Below are 18,803 nucleotides of genomic sequence, written 5' to 3'. Positions count from 1 at the left end.
TTGTTCGCACAATACAGGTGAGATTCTGATGAAGAAATTGCTGGTGCTGATGGTGCTGGTGCTGACCGTAGCGGTGCTGGCGGCACCCTCGCTGCTGGGCTTTTCTCTCTGGCGTCTGGGGGACGCGCTGGCGGTGGCGACCGGTATGGGCGCCAAGCTCGGCTGCTCTGGTTACTTTGTCAGCGGCCAGGAGCACGGGCAGATCATTGACGATCTCGCCAGTTATACGCCGATCAACCGCCGGCTCACTCTGGAATTCGGCGACAACCGGGCCGAGGCCTCCCTGTTCGGCCTGGCAGCCACCAGCGCCACCTGGCGCCCCGGCCTCGGCTGCTCCCTGGATATCGGCGATACGGCGCCGCTGGACACGCTGGTTGCCAATGATGACTGGGCGGGCGCCGCGCCGGTATTGGCACCGGCGCGGTTGCAGGACACTGCGCTGCAGGCGGCGGTGACGGGGCTGCTGGCCGCGGATCAGGCCGCGGGCCTGCAGACCCGGGCGCTGCTGGTGCTGCAGGATGGCAAGCTGGTGGCGGAGAGCTATGCGGAGGGCTACGGGCCGGACACGCCACTGCTGGGCTGGTCCATGGGCAAGAGCGTGGTGGCAATCCTGCTCGGGCGCATGGAGGCGCTGGGCCGGTTGCCGGTGGACCCGCCGCTACCGTTGTTTGCCGCCTGGGCCGGGGATGAGCGCCGGGAGGTGACCCTGCAGCAAATGTTGCAGATGACCTCGGGGCTGGATTGGGATGAAACCTATGCGCCGGGCAGCGATTCCACCCGCATGCTGTTCCAGGCCCACAGCGCGGCCGCTGTAGCCATGGTTAGCCCCCTCGCGCACGAGCCGGGCACGACCTTCTCCTATTCCTCGGGCACCACCAACCTGTTGGCGAAGTATCTTCACGACCGGCTTGGTGGCCCCCAGGCGCAGCTGGATTTTCTCCACCGGGAGCTGCTGCAGCCACTGGGCCTGCGCCAGACGCTGTTGGAAATCGACCCCTCCGGTGTGCTGGTCGGCAGCTCCTACATTTACAGTTCCGCGCGAGACTGGGCGCGGCTGGGCCAGCTGTTGCTGGGCCGGGGCCGCGTCAACGGTGAGCAGCTGCTGTCCGCAGACTGGGTGGCGCGCGCAATCCGGCCCAACCCCAGCGTCAATGACCCGCGCTACGGTTACCAGCTCTGGCTCAACGCCGGCGGCGACAGCCTGCGCTGGCCGGACCTGCCGGCGGATGCCTACGCCATGCAGGGCAACCGGGGTCAGGTGGTGATGATTGTGCCCTCCCGCGGGGCGGTGCTGGTACGACTGGGCTGGACCGAGGGGGAGTACCCGGTTTCCGCGGGACTGGGGCAGTTGCTGGTTGCGCTACCTGCGGACCGCTGATCGCCCCGGCCGTCTGTCTGAGGTAACACTTTGCGGCAGGCCGGCTCCGGTAATTTTCACACTCTCCTGATCCGCCGCTTTATATTTAATAAAATTATTAAAAAACAGCTAGATAAGGCTGGTAACGAGAATGGGTCGAGATTTTTACCGTTCAATATCCGGCGCTTGTAAGAAACTGTTCATGATCCGAAATCCTTCCGTATGGGTATATGTGTTACCATGTGTGCAATGTCGTAACACACGGACGATTACAGGGTGGATAATCCGCCCCGTCGCTACCCTCAAGGAGAACAGTAATGAATACGTTGGCTGTAACAGTCAGATTGGCCACCCTGGCGCTGACCGCTGCCCTCGGCAGCACCGCTTTCGCGCAGACAGCCGGGCAGGATCAGGCCGGTACTATCCTGGCACTGAACGAAGCGCCGCTGATCGAGACCTGGGAGCCGACCCTGGCTGCCACCGGTGAGAAGGCTCAGGCACGGTCCGTGGAGCGTGAACTGGTGATTTCGGCCGAGGAGATCTCGGACAAACTGAACGAGAAACTGGAAGCCAAGATGGCGCGCAAGCTGGAACTCGCCATCTGAGCATCGGTCCCTGTTATGATCTGGCAGCAATTCCATAGACAAGGAGTTCTGCCATGCTCGAACCGTTGGCACCGGAGCAGGTCTACCGCACCTGCAGCGGAGAAGGGTTTCAGTTCGATACCACTACGGAACTGGAATCGCTGGACCTGTTGTACGGTCACGACCGGGCCCGGGATGCCCTGAGTTTCGGCACCGCGATCCGCAGTGACGGCTTCAACCTCTACGTGCTGGGTGATCCCGGCCACGGCCGCCACGAGCTGGTGGCGCAATTTCTCAACGCCCGCGCCCAAAACGAGACCCCGCCCGGGGACTGGGCCTACCGCTACAATTTCGATGACCCTTCGCGTCCGCTCCACCTCGCCCTGCCGGCGGGAATGGGGCAGCAATTGCATACTGATCTGAGCCAGCTGGTCGATGAGTTGAAGACGGCTATACCCGCCCTGTTCGAGAGCGAGGAATACCAGAACCGGCTGCAGGAAATGAACCAGGCCATGGGTGACCGCCAGCGCGACGCCATCGAGGCCATCCGCCGGGAGGCCCGGGAGCAGGATATCCTGCTGGTGTCGACGCCCAACGGCTTCACCTTTGCCCCGGTGGATGACAAGGCGGAAGGTGACAGCATGATGTCCCCGGAGGCTTTTCGTGCGCTGCCCAAGGAAGACCGTGAGCGCATAGAGGGCACGGTCGACATTCTCCAGCGCAAGCTTACCCAGGCCATCCGCCAGATGCCACTGCTGGCGCGCGAGCTGCGCCACCAGGCGGATGCCCTGAACGCGGAAATGCTGCAGGCAGCGATTGGCTCGCCGCTGGCGGAGCTGGAGGACCGCTATCGGGAGCAGGCCGGGGTGATGGCCCACCTGCAGGCCTGCCGCGAGGCGATTCTGTCCCACGTCAGTGTGTTCCTGGCCGAAAGCCCCGAGGTGTCACCGGAGGCGGTGTTCAGCCGCTTCCAGATCAACCTGCTGGTGGACAACAGCGACTGCCGGGGCGCGCCGGTCATTTACCAGGATCTGCCCAGTCACCAGCATCTGGTGGGTCGCACCGAGCACCACGTGCACAACGGCACCCTGGTCACTGATTTCTCCCTGATCCGCGCCGGCGCCCTGCACCGCGCCAACGGTGGTTACCTGCTGATTGACGTCCGCGGGGTGCTCACCCAGCCGGGCGCCTGGGAGACCCTGAAGCGGGTCATGCGGGCGGCGGAGATCCGCACCGAGTCCCTGGAGCAGGCCTACGGCCTGATCAGCACCGTCAGTCTGGAACCGGAGCCGATTCCGCTCGATGTCAAGGTCGTGCTGCTGGGAGAGCGCCTGTTCTACTACCTGCTTTGCGAGCACGACCCCGAGTTCCTGGAGCTGTTCAAGGTGCAGGCGGACCTGGAAGACGAGCTGGACCGGGACCCCGCCAACCAGGTCATGTACGCGCGCATGATCGGCACCCTGGCCCGGGAGGCGGGCCTGCTGCCGCTGGACCGGGGCGGCGTGGCCGCGGTAATCGAGCGCGCCAGCCGCCTGGCGGATGACCAGCGCAAGCTCACCGCGCGTCAGCGCGAACTGCGGGATCTGCTGCTGGAGGCGCAGCACTGGGCCGGCGAGTCCGGCGCCAGCGTTATTGGCCGCGCCCATGTGGAACAGGCGGTGACCCAGCAACTCTGGCGCGCCAGCCGCCTGCGCGAGCGAAGCCACGAGATGATCCACCGCGGTACCATCATGATCGACACCAGCGGCTCCGTCGTGGGACAGGTCAATGGCCTGTCGGTAATGACCCTGGGCGATTTTGCCTTCGGCCAGCCCTCCCGTATCACCGCGACCGCGCGCCCCGGCGGTGGCCAGCTGGTCGATATCGAGCGCGAGGCGCGCATGGGCGGGCGCATCCACTCCAAGGCGGTAATGATCATCGGCCGTTACCTGGCCAATCGCTATGCGCCGGATATTCCCCTGTCCCTGTCGGCGAGCCTGGTGTTCGAACAGTCCTACGGCGGTGTCGAAGGAGACTCCGCATCGGTGGCGGAAGTCTGTGCCCTGGTGTCGGCCATCGCCCGGGTGGGGCTGGACCAGTCCTTCGCGGTCACCGGATCAGTGAACCAGCGCGGCGAAGTGCAGGCGGTCGGCGGCGTCAATGAAAAGATCGAGGGCTTCTTCGACGTCTGCCGCGCGCGCGGCGCGGTCAGCGGGCACGCGGTGCTGTTGCCAGCGAGCAATGTGGAGCACCTGATGCTCAAGGCAGAGGTGCGCTCTGCGGTTGCCGAGGGGCGCTTCCGCATCTATCCGATTCGCCATGTCGACGAGGCCCTGGGGCTGCTCACCGGCACCGATACTGCCGTGCTGGAACGCCTGGTGGGGGAGCGCCTGGCGCTGTTTGCGGCGGCGATCAAGGCGGCCAAAGTCGATCACGACAGTGACGAGGAGCATCGGCATGAGGACGATGAGCACCGGCATGAGGACGATGAGCATGAACGCTGAACCCGCTCCGCGGCGCCGGCGCACGGATGTCCGGGTACTGACCCTGCTGGATGCCTCGCGCCACAGTCTGGCGGCGTTACAGGCGGCGGTGGAGCTCGCTGCACTGCGCCGGGCCGAGCTGGTAGCCCTGTACGTGGAGGATCAGGACCTGCTGCATTCGGCGGCATTCCCTTTCGCCCGCGAGGTGGGCGCCCGCTCCGGTCTGGCGCGGCCGCTGTCGCTGGCGCAGATGGAGGCAACGGTGGCGCGCCAGCTGCAGCAAGCGACCCGGGCGCTGGAGGCAGCGGTAGCCGGGCGCGATCTGGCGCACTCCCTGCAGGTCAGTCGTGGGCGGGTGGTCAACGCCGCCCTGGCCCTGGCGGGCCCGGGGGACCTGCTGGTGTTGGGCAAGGCGGGATTGTCCGCTCACTGCGGCGGGTTGCGCCTGGGTTCCAACTGCCGCGCCCTGATCCTGCAGGCGCCCTGTACCGTGCTGATTCACGATGAACGCCACCCGCCGCGCAGCGGACCCCTGCGGGTGTTGTCCGAACCGGTACCGGAGGAATTGTTGGCATTGCCCCTGTGCGACGGGGTCGAGCGCCTGCAGCTACAGGATGCGCTGAGTCTGGAGCGCTATCTGGCCAATGCCCGCAACGGCGCCCTGTTGCTGCACCGGGCGGAACTGCGGCAACTGACGGGCGAGGACCCGGATCTGCTGGCGCGGATCCCGGTGCCGGTTATTGTGGTGCCCGACCCGCGCTGACATCCGCCATGCGCTGCCGGTAGTCCCAGCTGAACATGCGCTCGGGGTACAAGGTGATCAGCGTTTCCTCATCCTTGCGCGCCAGCAGCCAGTTGCCGACCCGGGACTCCTGCTGCCCCAGGTAGCGGTCCAGCAGGGTTTCCAGTACATCGTGGTCACCGAGCGGTGCCAGGCTGACCCTGCCCTGGCCGCGCACCCCGTGGTAGGGCGGGGCGTTGGGGGAGACTTCAAAGCCTACCCGCGAATCCTGTTCCAGCAGCTTGACCAGCGCAGACTTGCGGTGCGACACACAGAGTAGTGCCCCGTCCACGTGGGCGTACCACACCGACACCACCCGCGGGTAGCCGTCGCGGCTGGTGCAGGCAAGGCGCAGGGGAAAGCGGGAGTCCTCCAGGAACTGCTCGATCTCGCGCCGGCTCCAGGGGCCTTTCAGGGTCGTGGGCATGGGCGTCCTCAGCCGGGGGGTTGCCGCAGTATAAGCTGGTCGCCGCGCTGGGTGAATTCAATGTGTTTCAGGAACGACATGCCGAGCAGGATTTCACTGGTCTGCAGGCCCGGCACAATCCCGGCTCTGACATTGCCCAGAGCGATCTCGCCGACACTGACCCGGTCCAGGCTGGTGGCGTAGGAGATGGCGACACCGTTGGCGGTCTGGGTGCGATAGGCCCGGCCCCGCACCAGGTTGAGGCGGCGGGCGACGGCCTCGGGTATCGCAACCCCGGTGGCACCGGTATCCAGCATGAACACAACCGGTTCGCCGTTGATTTGGCCGCTGGTAACGTAGTGGCCGAAGCGGTTGCGCTGCAGGACCACTTCACGGATGCCGCCCTCCGCATAGCGGGTTTCCAGCACCTGATTCGGGTTGTGTCGCCGTCCCAGCAGGTCGTTGAACCAGGCCGCGAGCAGGGCCATCAACACCACCCATGCCAGTACCTGCATGGTGGTTCCCAGCCGCTTCTGCTCTACAGTATCATCGCTCATGGGCTTACCTTAGCACGCGCCGATATATTGATCCTTGACAACGCAGCAATGCCTACAATCGTCCATAATTGTCCGGTGAATGCTGATAACGCGTAATCATAACCAGCAGGAGAAGAGAACATGAAAGCACTGCCTGGCTGTAACCCCTGCAAAACCCGGTCACCGCTACTCGCCGCCCTGGTGGTCGCGGGTTTTGCGGCGCCAGCGTCGGCGCTGACCTTCGACCTCGGCCCCTTTGAAGCGAATTTTTCCTCCAATCTCTCGATCGGCGCGAGCTGGCGGGCGGAAAGCCCCGACGCCGGCCTGCTGGCGCCGGGCAATACTGCCGATGGCAAGGGCCGCGCCTCCTCCAGTACCGCTGACGACGGCAACCTGAACTATGACCAGGGCGATCTGTTTTCGTTGCAGTTCCGGGGTATTCACGATCTGGAGCTGACCCGGGACAACTACGGCTTTTTCACCCGCCTGAAATACTGGTACGACCACGAGGTGGGCACCAGCGATGTGCCCCACGGCCACGCCGCCAACGGCTACATCCCCAACCGCAAGCTGGATACCTCCGACTTTGAGCGCCTGGCGCGCTATCGCGGTGTCGAGTTCCTCGATTACTATTTGTTCGGCAGCTTTGAAGTAGGCGAGAACCCGCTCGAGCTGCGCGCCGGCAACATGGTCCTGAGCTGGGGCGAGAGCACCTTCATCCAGAACGGCATCAACGTAATCAACCCCTTCGATGTAACCGCGCTGCGCAAGCCTGGCTCGGAGATCAAGGAGGCCCTGCTGCCGGTGGGCCTGGTCTACGCCAACTATGGCGTGACGCGCGACCTCAGCCTGGAGGCTTTTGTCCAGTACGATTGGCAGCGCACCATCCTCGATGAGTGCGGGACCTACTGGAACGCGGCGGATCCCTACGGCGGTGGCTGTGACTACCTGACCATATCCAACGCGGTGGCCGACGGTTCCGCGGAGGCTGCGGGCCTGATCCTGCCCCGCAGTGGCGATGTGGAGGCGTCGGATTCCGGGCAGTGGGGCCTCGCATTCCGCTACTATTCCGAGGCCTTCAATGACACCGAATTCGGCCTGTACTACATGAATTACCACAGCCGCACGCCGATTTTCAGCGCCAACAACGCCACCGTCGCCTTCGGCCTGCCGGTCAATTTTGGCGCCAATCCCGACTATTTCTTCGAGTTTCCCGAGGACATCGAGCTCTGGGGCCTGACCTTTGCCACCAATCTTGGCACCTGGGCCGTCTCCGGTGAGTTGAGTCACCGGCCGGACTTCCCGCTGCAGATCAATACCACCGACCTGCTGCAGGCTGTGGCCCTGGGTACCCCGGCGGAGTGGTCGCGGATGCTGCCGCGGGTACTGGCGGCGGGCCCGGGTGGCTACGTGGCGGGTTACGACAATGTTTCCTATACTCAGGCGCAGATGACCTTCATCAAGTTTTTCGAGCAGGTGTTCGGCGCCCAGCGGCTCTCCTTTGCCGCCGAGGTGGGTGCGGTGTTCCTTGGGGGCATGGAAGACGACATCAACTACGGGCGCTCGCCCAGCTTCGGGGTGGGTGACTTCGAGCCCTTCAGCAGCCAGTTTGCGCTGTGGCCCGGCTCCCCCGTGTCCTGCGACTCGCACCCGGCAGCAGAAGCGTTTGCCGGAATTCGACCCAACAGCAACAGCGACTACTGCACCAGCGAAGGCTTCACCGAAGACTTCTCCTGGGGCTATCGGGTGCGCGCGGGGCTGGAGTACACGGATGTCGTTGCCGGCATCAACCTTACTCCGAACGTTGCCTGGTCCCACGACGTCAAGGGCACCTCGCCGGCACCGAACTTCATCGAGGACCGCATTGCCCTGAGCATGGGAGTCACGGCGGATTACCTGAACGTCTACCGCGCTGATATTTCCTATACCAGTTTCTTTGGGGCAGACTATGATGAATTCACAGACCGGGATTTCGTTTCGCTGAGTTTTTCCGTCGCCTTCTAGACGTCAGATAACAAGGAGCACTGCATGAACAAGAGACTGATAGCCTTGGGCCTCGCGTCCATTCTGGGTCTGGGCGGCAGCCTGGCACTGGCGAAAGTCAGCCCCGAGCAGGCTGCCCGTCTGGGCGGCGAGGAACTGACTCCCATTGGCGCCGAGCGCGCCGGCAACGCCGACGGCAGTATCCCGCCCTGGGAGGGGGGGATAACCGAGTTTCCCGCTGGCTATACTGAAGGCGAGAGGCTGGTGAATCCCTTCGCGGAAGACGAGGTGCTGTTTACCATCACCGCGGAAAACGTCGGGCAGTATGCCGACAACCTCTCCCCGGGGCAGGTGGCGATGTTCCGCCGCTACCCCGACACCTACAAGATGCCTGTTTATCCCACTCGTCGCAGCGCCAACCTTCCCGAGAGTGAATACGAGCTGATCAAGGAGTGGGCGACCAAGACCGACCTGGTCGCCGGTGGCAATGGCCTGATGGATTTCCGGGCCAGCATACCGTTCCCCATTCCCGACAGTGGGGTGGAAGTGATCTGGAACCATATCACCCGCTACCGCACCCCGCAGGGGGTCAAGCGCCGTTACATCCAGGCGCCGGTGCAGGCCAACGGCGCCTTCGCCCCCGTACTGTTCGAGGAGGAGGCCATCTTCGCCAACCGCTTCCCGGGCAACCCCTACCCGAACCGCCTGTTCGTGTTCCTGCAGCGCATCCTGGCGCCGGCGCGGCTGGAGGGGGACGTCCTGTTGGTGCACGAGAACCTGAACCAGGTGAAGGAGCCCCGTTCCGCCTGGGTCTACAATGCCGGCCAGCGGCGGGTACGCCTGGCGCCCAGCATCGCCTATGACGGCCCCGGCGTCGCCGCCGATGGTCTGCGCACTGCGGACGACCTCGACCTGTTCAACGGCGCTCCCGATCGCTACAACTGGGAGCTGGTGGGCAAGCAGGAGCTGTACATCCCCTACAACGCCTATGCCCTGCGCCGTGGCGATCTCGATTACACGGACATCATCAAACCCGGGCATATGGATCCGCAGTACCTGCGCTACGAATTGCACCGGGTCTGGGTGGTGGAGGCCACGCTGAAGGAAGATGCCCGCCATATCTATGCCCGTCGCACCTTCTACGTGGACGAGGATACCTGGCAGATCGCGGTGGTGGACCACTACGACGGCCGCGGCGAACTGTGGCGGGTGAAGGAAGGCCACAAGGTCCAGCACTACCAGGTGAATGTGCCCTGGATTGCGGCTGAATCCCTGCACGACCTGATCTCTGGCCGCTACGTGGTTATCGGCCTGGACAACGAAGAGAGCGGCTACCAGTACGATTTCGGCTACGTCGGTGATTTCGAGGACTTCACCCCGGCCGCCCTGCGCCGGGCCGGCCGGCGCTAGGCATACCGCCATGGCTTGCCTGAACGCTCTGGCGCGGCCGCTTGGCCTCGCCGCACTGGCCCTCTGTTGCCTCCTGCCCGCGCAGCTGCGCGCGGCGGAGGATTTCGCTTTCCTGCCGGCGGTGACCTTTGACGATCCCACCAGCATGCAACTGCTCGATATCGCCCGTGCTGGCGACCGCCTGGTAGCCGTGGGAGAGCGCGGCGTGATTATCCTCAGCGATGACGACGGCGCCAGTTGGCGCCAGGCTCCGGTGCCGGTCAGCGTCGCCCTGACCGCGCTGCACTTCCCGCAGCCGGAGCTGGGCTGGGCCGTGGGTCATGGCGGCACAATCCTGCACAGCAATGACGGCGGCGAAAGCTGGAGCTTGCAGTTTGACGGCAACGACGCCAATCGGCAGTACCTGGCGTGGTCACAGAAGCGCGTAGGGATGCTCGAAGACGCGCTGGCGGAGACGGAGGACGAGGCGCAGCTGGAAGAGCTGGAATATGCCCTCGAAGACGCCAGGTTTGCCGTGGAAGACGCCTCGGATGCCATCGACATTGGCCCCGCCGACCCCTTCCTGGATGTGTTGTTCCTGGACGCCAGCAACGGTTTTGCGGTGGGCGCCTACGGCATGCTGTACCGCACGCATAACGGCGGCAGCGACTGGGAGATAGCGATTGCCGGTATCGACAACGCGTACCGCTATCATTACTACGCACTCGCCGCAGGTGCGGACGGGCGCCTCTACCTGAGTGGCGAAGCGGGCCTGTTGTACTACTCCGGCGATACTGGTAGCAGCTGGGAGCGGGTGGACGATCTCTACGACGGCAGCCTGTTCGGCATTGCCGTGCTTGGGGGAAAACTCTACGCCTACGGGCTCCGCGGTCATGTGTTCCGCTCCCTGGATGGAGGCGTGAGCTGGGAGGAAGTCGATAACCCCGAGCGCTACAGCCTGTACGGGGGCACAAAGCTGGCGGACGGCCAGGTCCTGATGGTCGGTTCCGGCGGCCTGGTGCTGGCCACCAAAGCCGACGGCGGCGGTCTGCGTGGCTGGCGCCATCCGTCCCGCTCCAGCCTGTCCTCTGCCGTGCAGACGGCCAGCGGTGACATCCTGCTGGTGGGCATGGCTGGCCTGTTACCCCTGAGTGAGGCAGAGCCCCTGTGACCGACCACGAAAGCATTCAGCTAGAACCGGAAGACGGCAAACTTCGCCCGCGGCTGGGCACTCTGTTGATAGGCGCGCGCCTGCCCCTGATTCTGCTGTTTGCGCTGGCGACCGCGTTTTTCGCCTGGCAGGCCAGCCAGCTAAAACCCGACGCCAGCTTCGAGAAGATGCTGCCGATATCGCACCCCTACATCCAGAATTTCCTCTACCGCCAGAACGACCTCAAGGGTCTGGGCAACTCGGTGCGGATCATTGTCGAGACCACAGAGGGCGACATTTTCACCGCCGAGTTCCAGGAATTGCTGCGCCGCATCACCGACGAAGTATTTTACATCAACGGCGTCGACCGCTCTGCGCTGCAGTCCCTGTGGACTCCCAACACGCGCTGGATGGAGGTTACGGAAGAGGGCTTTGTCGGCGGCGCGGTGATCCCCGATGACTACGACGGCAGCGAGCGCGCCCTGGATGAGCTGCGCCAGAATGTCCTCAAGTCCGGCCAGATCGGACGCATTGTTGCCAACAACTTCAAATCCACCATTATCGTCGCGCCCCTGATTGAGACCGACCCCACCACCGGCGAGCGCCTGGACTACGCTCAGTTTGCCGGCGACCTCGAGGAACTGGTGCGGGAAAAGTACGCGTCGGACTTCCGCCTTTCCCTCGACCTTGAGGACCGGGTGCGGAAAAAGTACGAGATGGACAACATCAATATCCGCATCACCGGCTTCGCCAAGCTGATTGGTGACCTCATTGCGGGCGCCACCCTGGTGGGGCTATTTTTCCTGGTGGCATTTGTGATCACCGCGGTGATGCTGTTTGCCTACTCCCGCTGCGGCTGGCTCACTTCCGCGGCGTTGCTGTGCTCCACAGTGGCCGTGATTTGGCAGCTGGGTCTGCTCAAGCTCATGGGCATGGGGCTGGACCCGTATTCGATGCTGGTGCCGTTCCTGGTATTTGCGGTGGGCGTCAGCCACTCGGTGCAGATCATCAATCGTTTTGGCAATTTGGTCTACCTCAAGGCGCCCCGGCTGGAGGCGGCGCGGCTGACCTTCATTCGCCTGTCCAAGCCCGGTTTCGTGGCCCTGCTCAGTGACGGCGTGGGTTTCTTCACCCTGCGGGTCATCGACATCCCGGTGATTCAGGAGCTGGCCGTGGTGGCCGCCACGGGGATTGCGGTACTCGTGCTGACCAACCTCATCCTGCTGCCGCTGGTGCTTACCTACACCGGTATTACCGACCGCTGCGTCAGCTACCGCTCCAGCAAGGAAAACAGCCACTACAGCCACTGGCGGCTGCTGGCCAAAACCACCCGCCGCGGCCCCGCGCTGACCATCCTCGCCGTGTGCACAGTATTGTTTGCCATCGGGCTGTACTTCGGCCAGTTCCAGAAGATCGGCGATCTCGACCCGGGTGCGCCGGAATTGCGCCCGGATTCACGCTACAACCAGGACAACGCCTTCCTCACCCGCAACTACTCCACCAGTACGGATGTGTTCGTGGTCATGGCAAGCACCGGCGTACAGCAGTGCGGCAGCTACGAATTCATCTCGGCAGTGAACTATTTTCAGGGGGTGATGGAAACCGTGCCCGGGGTGCAGTCCGCCATGTCTCTGGTGGATGTATCCAAACTCGCCATCCAGGGTATGAACGAGGGTAGCCCGAAGTGGCATGAAATCAGTCGCAACCGCTTTATCCTCAACAATTCCCTGAGCAGCGCGCCCAACATGCTGCGCAATACCGACTGTTCCATGGTGCCCGTTATTCTGTTCCTCGACGATCACAAGGCAGATACCCTGGACGGCGTGGTGGCCGCGGTGGCCGAGTTCGCCGACACCTACAACAGCGACGACCTCCAGTTCAAGATGGCGGCGGGCAATGCCGGCGTCGAAGCGGCGACCAACATTGTTATCCGCGAGGCCCAGACCAAGATGCTGCTGTGGGTGTACGGAGTGGTGATCGCACTGTGCCTGCTGAACTTCCGCTCCCTGCGCATCACTGCCTGCATTATTGTGCCGCTGATGCTGACCTCCGTCCTCGGCCAGGCCCTGATGGCCGCGCTGGGTATCGGGGTGAAGGTGGCAACCCTGCCGGTGATTGCCCTGGGTGTGGGTATCGGGGTGGACTACGGTATTTACATCTACTCTTCGCTACAGTCTTATCTGCGCAGCGGCGAGGCACTGGAGAATGCCTATTTCTACGCGCTCAAATCCAGCGGCACGGCGGTAGCCTTTACCGGCCTTACCCTGGCGGTAGGGGTGGGCACCTGGATATTCTCGCCGATCAAGTTCCAGGCCGATATGGGGCTGATGCTCACTTTCATGTTTTTCTGGAACATGCTCGGGGCGCTGTTGTTCCTGCCGGCGTTGGCCTGGCTGCTGTCACCCCGGGAAAACAGGGGGTCAGGTCCCGTTGGGACCTGACCCTTTATAGAATGGGGACAGGTCTCGCTGCGAGACCTGTCCCCCGCTATTGCCCGACCCGGTAGGCCAGCAGCAGGTTGCCCGGCAGCTGGCCAAACATGCTGTAGCCGGAGAGCACATACAGCCAGCCGTCCGCGACCACTTGCCCGCCCACATCTATCGCGCCACCGTGGCCCTCAAGCCCATTGCTGGCAGTGAGCGGCACTGCGGTGGCGGTTTCCCAGAGCACTTCGCCCGTGGCCAGGTCAAACGCCCGCACCCGGCCGTCCAGGCCGGCACTGAAGACCAGCTCTGGCGTCACCGTGGCCGCGGCTGAAAGCCCGTAGTAAAACGAGCACCGGTACTGTTCCGCCAGCGGCTGGCCGCCACCGGCGCGGACCTGGGCCAGACCCACCAGGGGCCGGTGCCCGGCAGGGAAATCGCAATCGCGGCTGACCGGATGCTGCCACTCCAGGGCGCCGCTGGTGCTATCCAGGGCGTACAGGCCCGGTGCCGGCGTATAGCCGGGAAGGTCCCGCTCCGGGTCCGCGACCGGCACCACCAGACGCGTGCCGGCGAGCCCCATGCCCCAGTGGATGCCGCCATTGGTGGTGCCCTGGCTGACACGCCGTGACCACAGACGCTCTCCCGCGGCACTCGCCGGGTCCGGGTTCAGGGCGTGGACTGCCCCCGATTTCTGCCCCGCCAGCAGCAGCTGGCTGCCGTCGGGGAGATCCGCGATGATCACCGAGGCGCCGAAGTCGAAGTCCGGTCCCGGCTGCTGTGGACAGTTGGCGCCAGCGTTCTGGCAGGCAGCATTCCAGACGTCATCGGCGGTGGCCTGGAAAATCCAGGCCGGCTCACCGCTGTCCAGGTCCAGGGCGACGATGGCGTCGCTGGTGCCGGTGGCGGGCCGGGACAGGTTCTGGCCGGTGCCGACGTAGAGCCGGTTGCGGGCGGGGTCGATGGCGGGGGTGGTCCATACCACTGCGCCCGAGGGCCCGTACCAGTCCACGCCGTCCGCATTCTGGCCCTGCAGGGTGGCGTCGGGGGTGGCATGCCAGGCCCACAGCTGCTTGCCACTGCCGGCGTCCAGGGCCAGCACCGCACCGTGGGATCGGCAGCAGGGGTAGTCCGGGCTGCCCGCCACCGCAACCTCGTAGGAGGACACCGGTACATACAGGCGGTCGTTGTGAAAACTGATGGAGCCGGTGACCACCGAGGTGTCGAATACCCGGGCCGAGCCCTGCCAGACAATGTCCAGGGTTTCCGGGTCCAGGGCGAACAGGTTGGCCAGCGAATCGGCGAATACCAGCAGGCGGCGGCCGTCCGCAAGCTCGGCGACGGTGATTGCGGAGCGCACGCCGGCCATGACCTCCGTATGCCTGCGCACGCAGCCGGTCTTCCGGTCCAGCGCATAGAGCATGCCGGCGCGGTCGCCCAGGTACAGCGTGTCGCCGATAATGGCGGGCTGGGAGCGCATGTCCGTGACCCGCGGCAGGGCGAGGCTCCAGGCCAGTTCCAGGGAACCGATGTTGCCGCGGTCGATGCCCGCCTCCGCGGTGCTCAGGAAGCGGCGGTTGTCCGGCCCCAGGCCCCAGTGGCCAATCCGCACAGTACGGTCGCTGGCGTCGGTTTCCGTGCAGGCAATACTGTCTATCCAGTCATACACGCCCTCGGCGGAGTCGGTCAGGTAGAGGGCGATCAGGCCCCGCTGCTGTTTGCTCAGGTGCGTCGCCATGGGCTGCATCTTGCCGAACTCCAGCGATACCATGATGCCTTCCCGCGAGAGGTTGCCCAGGGCCTGGCGGGTAGGTGCTTTCATGGCCGGATTCTGGTGGCAGTCGGCGCAGTGCTGCTGGTACAGGCGACCGCCGAAATATGCCAGCGGCAGCTTGTCGGCGTGGCGCATGGCCAGGGTCTCGACGGTTCGCGCCGGGTGTTGGAAGAAACCCTCGCTGCCGAGCCAGGCCGCGAGGCCGGCGCTCAGCAGCAATATAAGCAACAGTACTTTTTTCATTGTGGAAGCCCGAACGCGTAAAGGTAGTCGCCGCTGCCGCGGTTGAACATGTGGTGGCCGCCGGCGTTGATCACCAGGTATTGCCGGCCCCGATAGCTGTAGGTCATGGGCGTGGCGGTGGCATCTACTGGCAGGGTATGGCGCCAGAGGGTGGCGCCGCTGTCAGTGTCGAAGGCGCGGAATTGTCGGTCCATGGTGGCGCCGATAAAAAACAGCCCGCCGGCGGTGGCGACGCCGCCCCCCAGGTTGGGCGTGCCCCACTCGATGTGGAAGGGCGCCTTGACCGGGCCCATTTCGTGCACTGAGCCGAGTGCGGTTTCCCAGAGGATTCGACCGCCGTACAGATCCACCGCCAGCAACTTGCCCCAGGGCGGCGGATTGCAGGGCAAGCCCAGAAAGGATTGCAGGCTTTCCATCTCGACCGCCCAGGGAGTGCCGGCCATGGTTACCCGAAAGCGCTTGCCCGCCGCCGGCAGTTCGCGCTCGGCAGCGTTTTCGGCAGCGGGCAGCAGGCGGCCGGTAAATGCGACGTTGTTGACGTTCACCAGCAACACACCCCGGTCCGCCAGCAGGGCACCGCCACCCCAGTTGGCGCCGCCGAGGCTGCCCGGGTACATCAGGGTGAGGGTTTCACTGATGGGAGTGAACAGCCCCAGGTTGTGCAGCGCTTCGAGCTGGCGCCGACAGTGGGCGCGATCCACCGGGGTCAGTCCCCAGGCATCGTTGGGCATCAGGAAGCCGTCCACCAGGGGCGGCGGGGCGATGGGCTTGGGCTGGGTGAGCGCAGTGACCTCGCCCGGAATCTGCGACGGGGGCACCGGTTGCCCGGTGATTTCCCACAGGGACTCCCCGGTGAGCCGGTTGAGCACGAACACGAAACCCTGCTTGGTCAGCTGCGCCAGCGCGGGCACCCGCACCCCATCCCGCTGCCAGTCGAACAGGATGGGCTGAGCCGGGGTGTCGTAGTCCCAGAGGTCGTGGCGCACATGCTGGAAATGCCAGCGTCGGGCGCCGCTGGCCAGGTCCAGGGCGACCACACTGTTGGCGTAGAGGTTGTCTCCCGGGCGCGCGACACCGTAGTAGTCGGGGGAGGGCGCACTGGTGGGCAGGTACACCAGGCCGTGCGCCGCATCCACCGACATCGGCGCCCAGACATTGGCGCTGCCACTGTCGGGGTGACCCGCCAGGGGATCGAACTGCCATAGCGGCGCGCCGCTGTGGCTGGCGAATGCCTGTACCACACCCCGCGGCGTGGTGGCGCGGGTAAAGTCGATCACCGTGGAGCCGGTGACCACCACGCCGTTGGCAACCACGGGGGCGGAGGCATTGCTGACTTCTCCCGGTGGCTGCCCGCTGCTGCCGTACAACGCAACCCGGCCCTTGTCGCCGAACCCGGCACAGGGTTTGCCATCGCCCGCATCCAGCGCCCACAGCTGGCGGTCGTGGGTAGCCAGGAACAGGCGATGCCGGCAGTGAGCGCCGGCGGTTACTGCCGGGTCCTCGGCGTAGCTGACGCCGCGGCAGCGGAAGGGGCGGTCGCCGCCGCGGTTGATCTGCGGGTCGAAATCCCAGCGCTGCTCGCCGCTGCCGGGGTCCAGCGCAATGACACGGTTGAAGGGCGTGCAGTACACCAGGCTGGCGCCCGCCGCCTCGGGCAGCAGGATGGGCGTGCTCTGGGTAGAGGTCTGCGCCATGGCTTCGTCGCCGAAGCTTGCACTGTCGCCGCTGCGAAATACCCAGGCGACCTCAAGCTGGGCCACGTTATCGCGATTGATCTGGTCCAGAGCGCTGTAGTGCCGGCCCCCGGCGTCGCCGCCATACACCGGCCAGTCGCTGGCTGCGACGCTGCTTGCACACAGTGCCAGCAACAGCCCCGGCAGTCTCGTTGCAGCCACTGCCACTACTCCGCCAGCGGTGTAATGCGCAGCAGCGTCGGCACGCCGCCCTCGGTCTGCCAGGTGGGGAAGTGGGAGTTGCTGGTGTAGACCGCGCCGCTGTCCTCCGCCACCTCGATATCCCGGGTAAAAAAGCGCTGTCGCGGCATCGGGAATACGCGCCAGGCCTCGCTGGCGATGTCGAAACTCATGACGGTGTCGGACTGGTTGCCGTTGACCCACACCACTCCCCGTTCGCGGTCGACATTGAGAGCGTAGGGTATCTCGTTGATCACCGGCAGCGGGTAGTCGGTGAAGATGGCGGTCGCCGGGTCGTACTTCACCAGCAGGGAATCCTGGAAGGCGACGATCCACAGATTGCCCTCGGCATCTGCCCGCAGGCGTCGCGGGCCCGCAAAGGGGAAGTCGATCATGGTCACTTCGTCGGTAGCGGGGTCGATGACCGCCAGGTCATTGGCATAGAGCCGCGCGACCCAGACCCGGCCATCCGGCGCCACATCGATGCCATAGGGCATGGGCAGGCCCGTGCCCTCGCGGTCCGGCGCCGGTTGCGGGCGCCGCTCCGGATCCATCCAGAAAATGAGCGGCAGGGATTTCAGCACCAGCCACTCACGGATGTTGCGGGCAGGGAGGTCGTAGAGCGTGAACTCGCCGCTGTCGCGGTCGAAGCGGGCCACCTGGGAGGACAGGGCCAGGGTGAACCAGACCCGGTCCTGGTCGTCGGTGCGGATGGTGTGCGGATAGAAGCCTGCGTCCATCTCGTGAATGGTGAAGGCCTTGGTCTCCGGGTTGAACTCCAGCAGCGCCTGCTGCATGGACGGGGTGATGAAGATGTTGCCGTCGCGTCTGGAGTAGGCAAAGGAGTGCACGCCCATGGTGTTGTCCATCTTGGGGAATACCGTGAAGCGGTTGCCGAGAATGCCGCCGACGCTGTCGCCCTCCCGGTGGGGCACCTTGTACACGGTGTAGTCACCGGTTGCCGGGTTGACTTCATAAATGCGGTCGAACAGGTTGTCACCGACATAGACCATGCCGTTGGGGTGCAGCAGGAAGTCGTGCATCTGCGAAAAGCCGTCGCCGATGGGCCACTCGGTCATCCTGTAGTCCGCGAGGTAGGGCTCCCACTCCCGGGGCTCGGGTACCTGTTGCGGATTCTCGCGCAGCTCCCGCAACTCCGTTTGCAGCAGCTCCGCAATGCGCTGGTGGTCCTCGTTGGGAAGCCTTGCGCCATAGCCGTTCATGCGCTCGAATACGCTGAGCCACTGGGCCACTGTGCGCTCGTTGCGCATGAAGGGCGAGGCCTGCTGGTGGCAGAAGGCGCAATTCAGCTGGAACGTCTTCTTCAGTTCCGCATCGCCGCCGAAGTTCAGCTGTGACAGCCAGACGTTGGAGGGGAAACTGGCGATCAACTGCTCGCGGGACATGGGCTGCAGGGTGACGGCGGTTTCCGCATCCTCCGCTGCAACGGTCACGGTGGCATCGACAAAACCCTGGGCGCGGACCCGGATGCTGTGGTTTTCGAGGCTGGTTGCAAAGCTGGCGCGGCCTGCGCTATCGGTAAAGCGGGTGAGCGTAACCGCGGCTCGATTAGTGACCCCATGGGGCGCGTAGCCATTGTCACTCAGGTCGCTCTCTGGCACCGTCAGCGGGCTGGCGGTAATCATCGCGGGACCGACAGGCTCGCCAGTGGGGTCGGTAACGACAAAGCTTGCCGCGTGACTGTAGCTGGTGACCAGCAGAAGCAGTGTCAGGGCGGCCCGTTTAATGGTCATTGTTTGCACCTTTGGAGATCAGAACCGCTTTGTAGCACTTTTGGGGTT

At 64.6% G+C, this 18,803-nt stretch carries 13 protein-coding genes; 8 read left to right on the top strand and 5 right to left on the bottom strand.

What is annotated here, in order from left to right; translation table 11 throughout:
* The first annotated feature begins 28 nt into the window (after window positions 1-28).
* The 4 genes from Q6D67_RS16610 to Q6D67_RS16595 all read left to right on the top strand — a co-directional run bounded on the left by Q6D67_RS16610 (window position 29) and on the right by Q6D67_RS16595 (window position 5,166).
* Entirely contained in the window at window positions 29-1,378 is a 1,350-nt protein-coding gene (locus Q6D67_RS16610; RefSeq protein WP_304706793.1) for a serine hydrolase, read from the top strand.
* Window positions 1,379-1,674: 296 nt separating this feature from the next.
* Entirely contained in the window at window positions 1,675-1,962 is a 288-nt protein-coding gene (locus Q6D67_RS16605) for a hypothetical protein (protein ID WP_304706792.1), read from the top strand.
* Between the two features lie 53 nt (window positions 1,963-2,015).
* The gene (locus Q6D67_RS16600) at window positions 2,016-4,424 is read left to right on the top strand and encodes a Lon protease family protein (protein ID WP_304706791.1); all 2,409 of its coding nucleotides are present in this window, start codon (window positions 2,016-2,018) and stop codon (window positions 4,422-4,424) included.
* Window positions 4,414-5,166 carry a universal stress protein gene (locus Q6D67_RS16595; RefSeq protein WP_304706790.1) on the top strand — a complete coding sequence of 251 codons (753 nt, stop codon included), beginning with the start codon at window positions 4,414-4,416 and terminating at the stop codon, window positions 5,164-5,166. Before Q6D67_RS16600 ends, Q6D67_RS16595 begins: the two co-directional genes overlap by 11 nt.
* Here the strand turns inward: Q6D67_RS16595 and Q6D67_RS16590 are convergent.
* Both Q6D67_RS16590 and Q6D67_RS16585 read right to left on the bottom strand, forming a co-directional pair.
* Entirely contained in the window at window positions 5,141-5,611 is a 471-nt protein-coding gene (locus Q6D67_RS16590; RefSeq protein WP_304706789.1) for a pyridoxamine 5'-phosphate oxidase family protein, read from the bottom strand. The genes Q6D67_RS16595 and Q6D67_RS16590 overlap by 26 nt on opposite strands.
* Window positions 5,612-5,619: 8 nt before the next feature.
* Complete coding sequence (locus Q6D67_RS16585) at window positions 5,620-6,147, bottom strand: TIGR02281 family clan AA aspartic protease (RefSeq protein WP_304706788.1); 528 nt, start codon at window positions 6,145-6,147, stop codon at window positions 5,620-5,622.
* A gap of 120 nt (window positions 6,148-6,267) precedes the next feature.
* Here Q6D67_RS16585 and Q6D67_RS16580 point away from each other — a divergent pair, with 120 nt between their 5' ends.
* Genes Q6D67_RS16580 through Q6D67_RS16565 form a run of 4 tightly spaced genes read left to right on the top strand, consistent with a single transcriptional unit; the run spans window position 6,268 to window position 13,089 of the window.
* Window positions 6,268-8,130 (top strand): DUF1302 domain-containing protein, encoded by a 1,863-nt coding sequence (locus Q6D67_RS16580; RefSeq protein ID WP_304706787.1) that lies wholly within the window; start codon window positions 6,268-6,270, stop codon window positions 8,128-8,130.
* 24 nt (window positions 8,131-8,154) lie between these two features.
* Window positions 8,155-9,519 (top strand): DUF1329 domain-containing protein, encoded by a 1,365-nt coding sequence (locus Q6D67_RS16575; RefSeq protein ID WP_304706786.1) that lies wholly within the window; start codon window positions 8,155-8,157, stop codon window positions 9,517-9,519.
* A 10-nt stretch (window positions 9,520-9,529) separates the two neighbouring features.
* On the top strand, window positions 9,530-10,669 hold the full coding sequence (locus tag Q6D67_RS16570) for a YCF48-related protein (protein ID WP_304706785.1): 1,140 nt from the start codon (window positions 9,530-9,532) through the stop codon (window positions 10,667-10,669).
* A complete protein-coding gene (locus tag Q6D67_RS16565; RefSeq protein WP_304706784.1) occupies window positions 10,666-13,089 on the top strand; it encodes an RND family transporter in 2,424 nt (807 codons plus the stop codon). Before Q6D67_RS16570 ends, Q6D67_RS16565 begins: the two co-directional genes overlap by 4 nt.
* 46 nt (window positions 13,090-13,135) lie before the next feature.
* Here the strand turns inward: Q6D67_RS16565 and Q6D67_RS16560 are convergent, their stop codons facing one another.
* The 3 genes from Q6D67_RS16560 to Q6D67_RS16550 are packed head-to-tail and all read right to left on the bottom strand — an operon-like array spanning window position 13,136 to window position 18,755.
* Window positions 13,136-15,088: a PQQ-binding-like beta-propeller repeat protein gene (locus tag Q6D67_RS16560; RefSeq protein WP_304706783.1), complete on the bottom strand. Its 1,953-nt coding sequence runs from the start codon at window positions 15,086-15,088 to the stop codon at window positions 13,136-13,138.
* Window positions 15,085-16,983 carry a pyrroloquinoline quinone-dependent dehydrogenase gene (locus Q6D67_RS16555; RefSeq protein WP_304706782.1) on the bottom strand — a complete coding sequence of 633 codons (1,899 nt, stop codon included), beginning with the start codon at window positions 16,981-16,983 and terminating at the stop codon, window positions 15,085-15,087. The genes Q6D67_RS16560 and Q6D67_RS16555 overlap by 4 nt, the downstream gene beginning before the upstream one ends.
* Window positions 16,984-16,988: 5 nt before the next feature.
* Complete coding sequence (locus Q6D67_RS16550; protein WP_304706781.1) at window positions 16,989-18,755, bottom strand: lyase; 1,767 nt, start codon at window positions 18,753-18,755, stop codon at window positions 16,989-16,991.
* Window positions 18,756-18,803: the final 48 nt, after the last annotated feature.

Origin of the sequence: Haliea sp. E1-2-M8 (assembly GCF_030649675.1) — a bacterium.
GTDB lineage: Bacteria > Pseudomonadota > Gammaproteobacteria > Pseudomonadales > Halieaceae > Haliea.
This window is presented reverse-complemented; position numbering and strand designations above follow the sequence as displayed.

What these genes read in the sequence shown, in the direction of transcription:
- Q6D67_RS16610 (WP_304706793.1), top strand. Translation starts at nt 29, where the DNA reads ATGAAGAAATTGCTGGTGCTGATGGTGCTGGTGCTGACCGTAGCGGTG.
- Q6D67_RS16605 (WP_304706792.1), top strand. Translation starts at nt 1,675, where the DNA reads ATGAATACGTTGGCTGTAACAGTCAGATTGGCCACCCTGGCGCTGACC.
- Q6D67_RS16600 (WP_304706791.1), top strand. Translation starts at nt 2,016, where the DNA reads ATGCTCGAACCGTTGGCACCGGAGCAGGTCTACCGCACCTGCAGCGGA.
- Q6D67_RS16595 (WP_304706790.1), top strand. Translation starts at nt 4,414, where the DNA reads ATGAACGCTGAACCCGCTCCGCGGCGCCGGCGCACGGATGTCCGGGTA.
- Q6D67_RS16590 (WP_304706789.1), bottom strand. Translation starts at nt 5,611, where the DNA reads ATGCCCACGACCCTGAAAGGCCCCTGGAGCCGGCGCGAGATCGAGCAG.
- Q6D67_RS16585 (WP_304706788.1), bottom strand. Translation starts at nt 6,147, where the DNA reads ATGAGCGATGATACTGTAGAGCAGAAGCGGCTGGGAACCACCATGCAG.
- Q6D67_RS16580 (WP_304706787.1), top strand. Translation starts at nt 6,268, where the DNA reads ATGAAAGCACTGCCTGGCTGTAACCCCTGCAAAACCCGGTCACCGCTA.
- Q6D67_RS16575 (WP_304706786.1), top strand. Translation starts at nt 8,155, where the DNA reads ATGAACAAGAGACTGATAGCCTTGGGCCTCGCGTCCATTCTGGGTCTG.
- Q6D67_RS16570 (WP_304706785.1), top strand. Translation starts at nt 9,530, where the DNA reads ATGGCTTGCCTGAACGCTCTGGCGCGGCCGCTTGGCCTCGCCGCACTG.
- Q6D67_RS16560 (WP_304706783.1), bottom strand. Translation starts at nt 15,088, where the DNA reads ATGAAAAAAGTACTGTTGCTTATATTGCTGCTGAGCGCCGGCCTCGCG.
- Q6D67_RS16550 (WP_304706781.1), bottom strand. Translation starts at nt 18,755, where the DNA reads ATGACCATTAAACGGGCCGCCCTGACACTGCTTCTGCTGGTCACCAGC.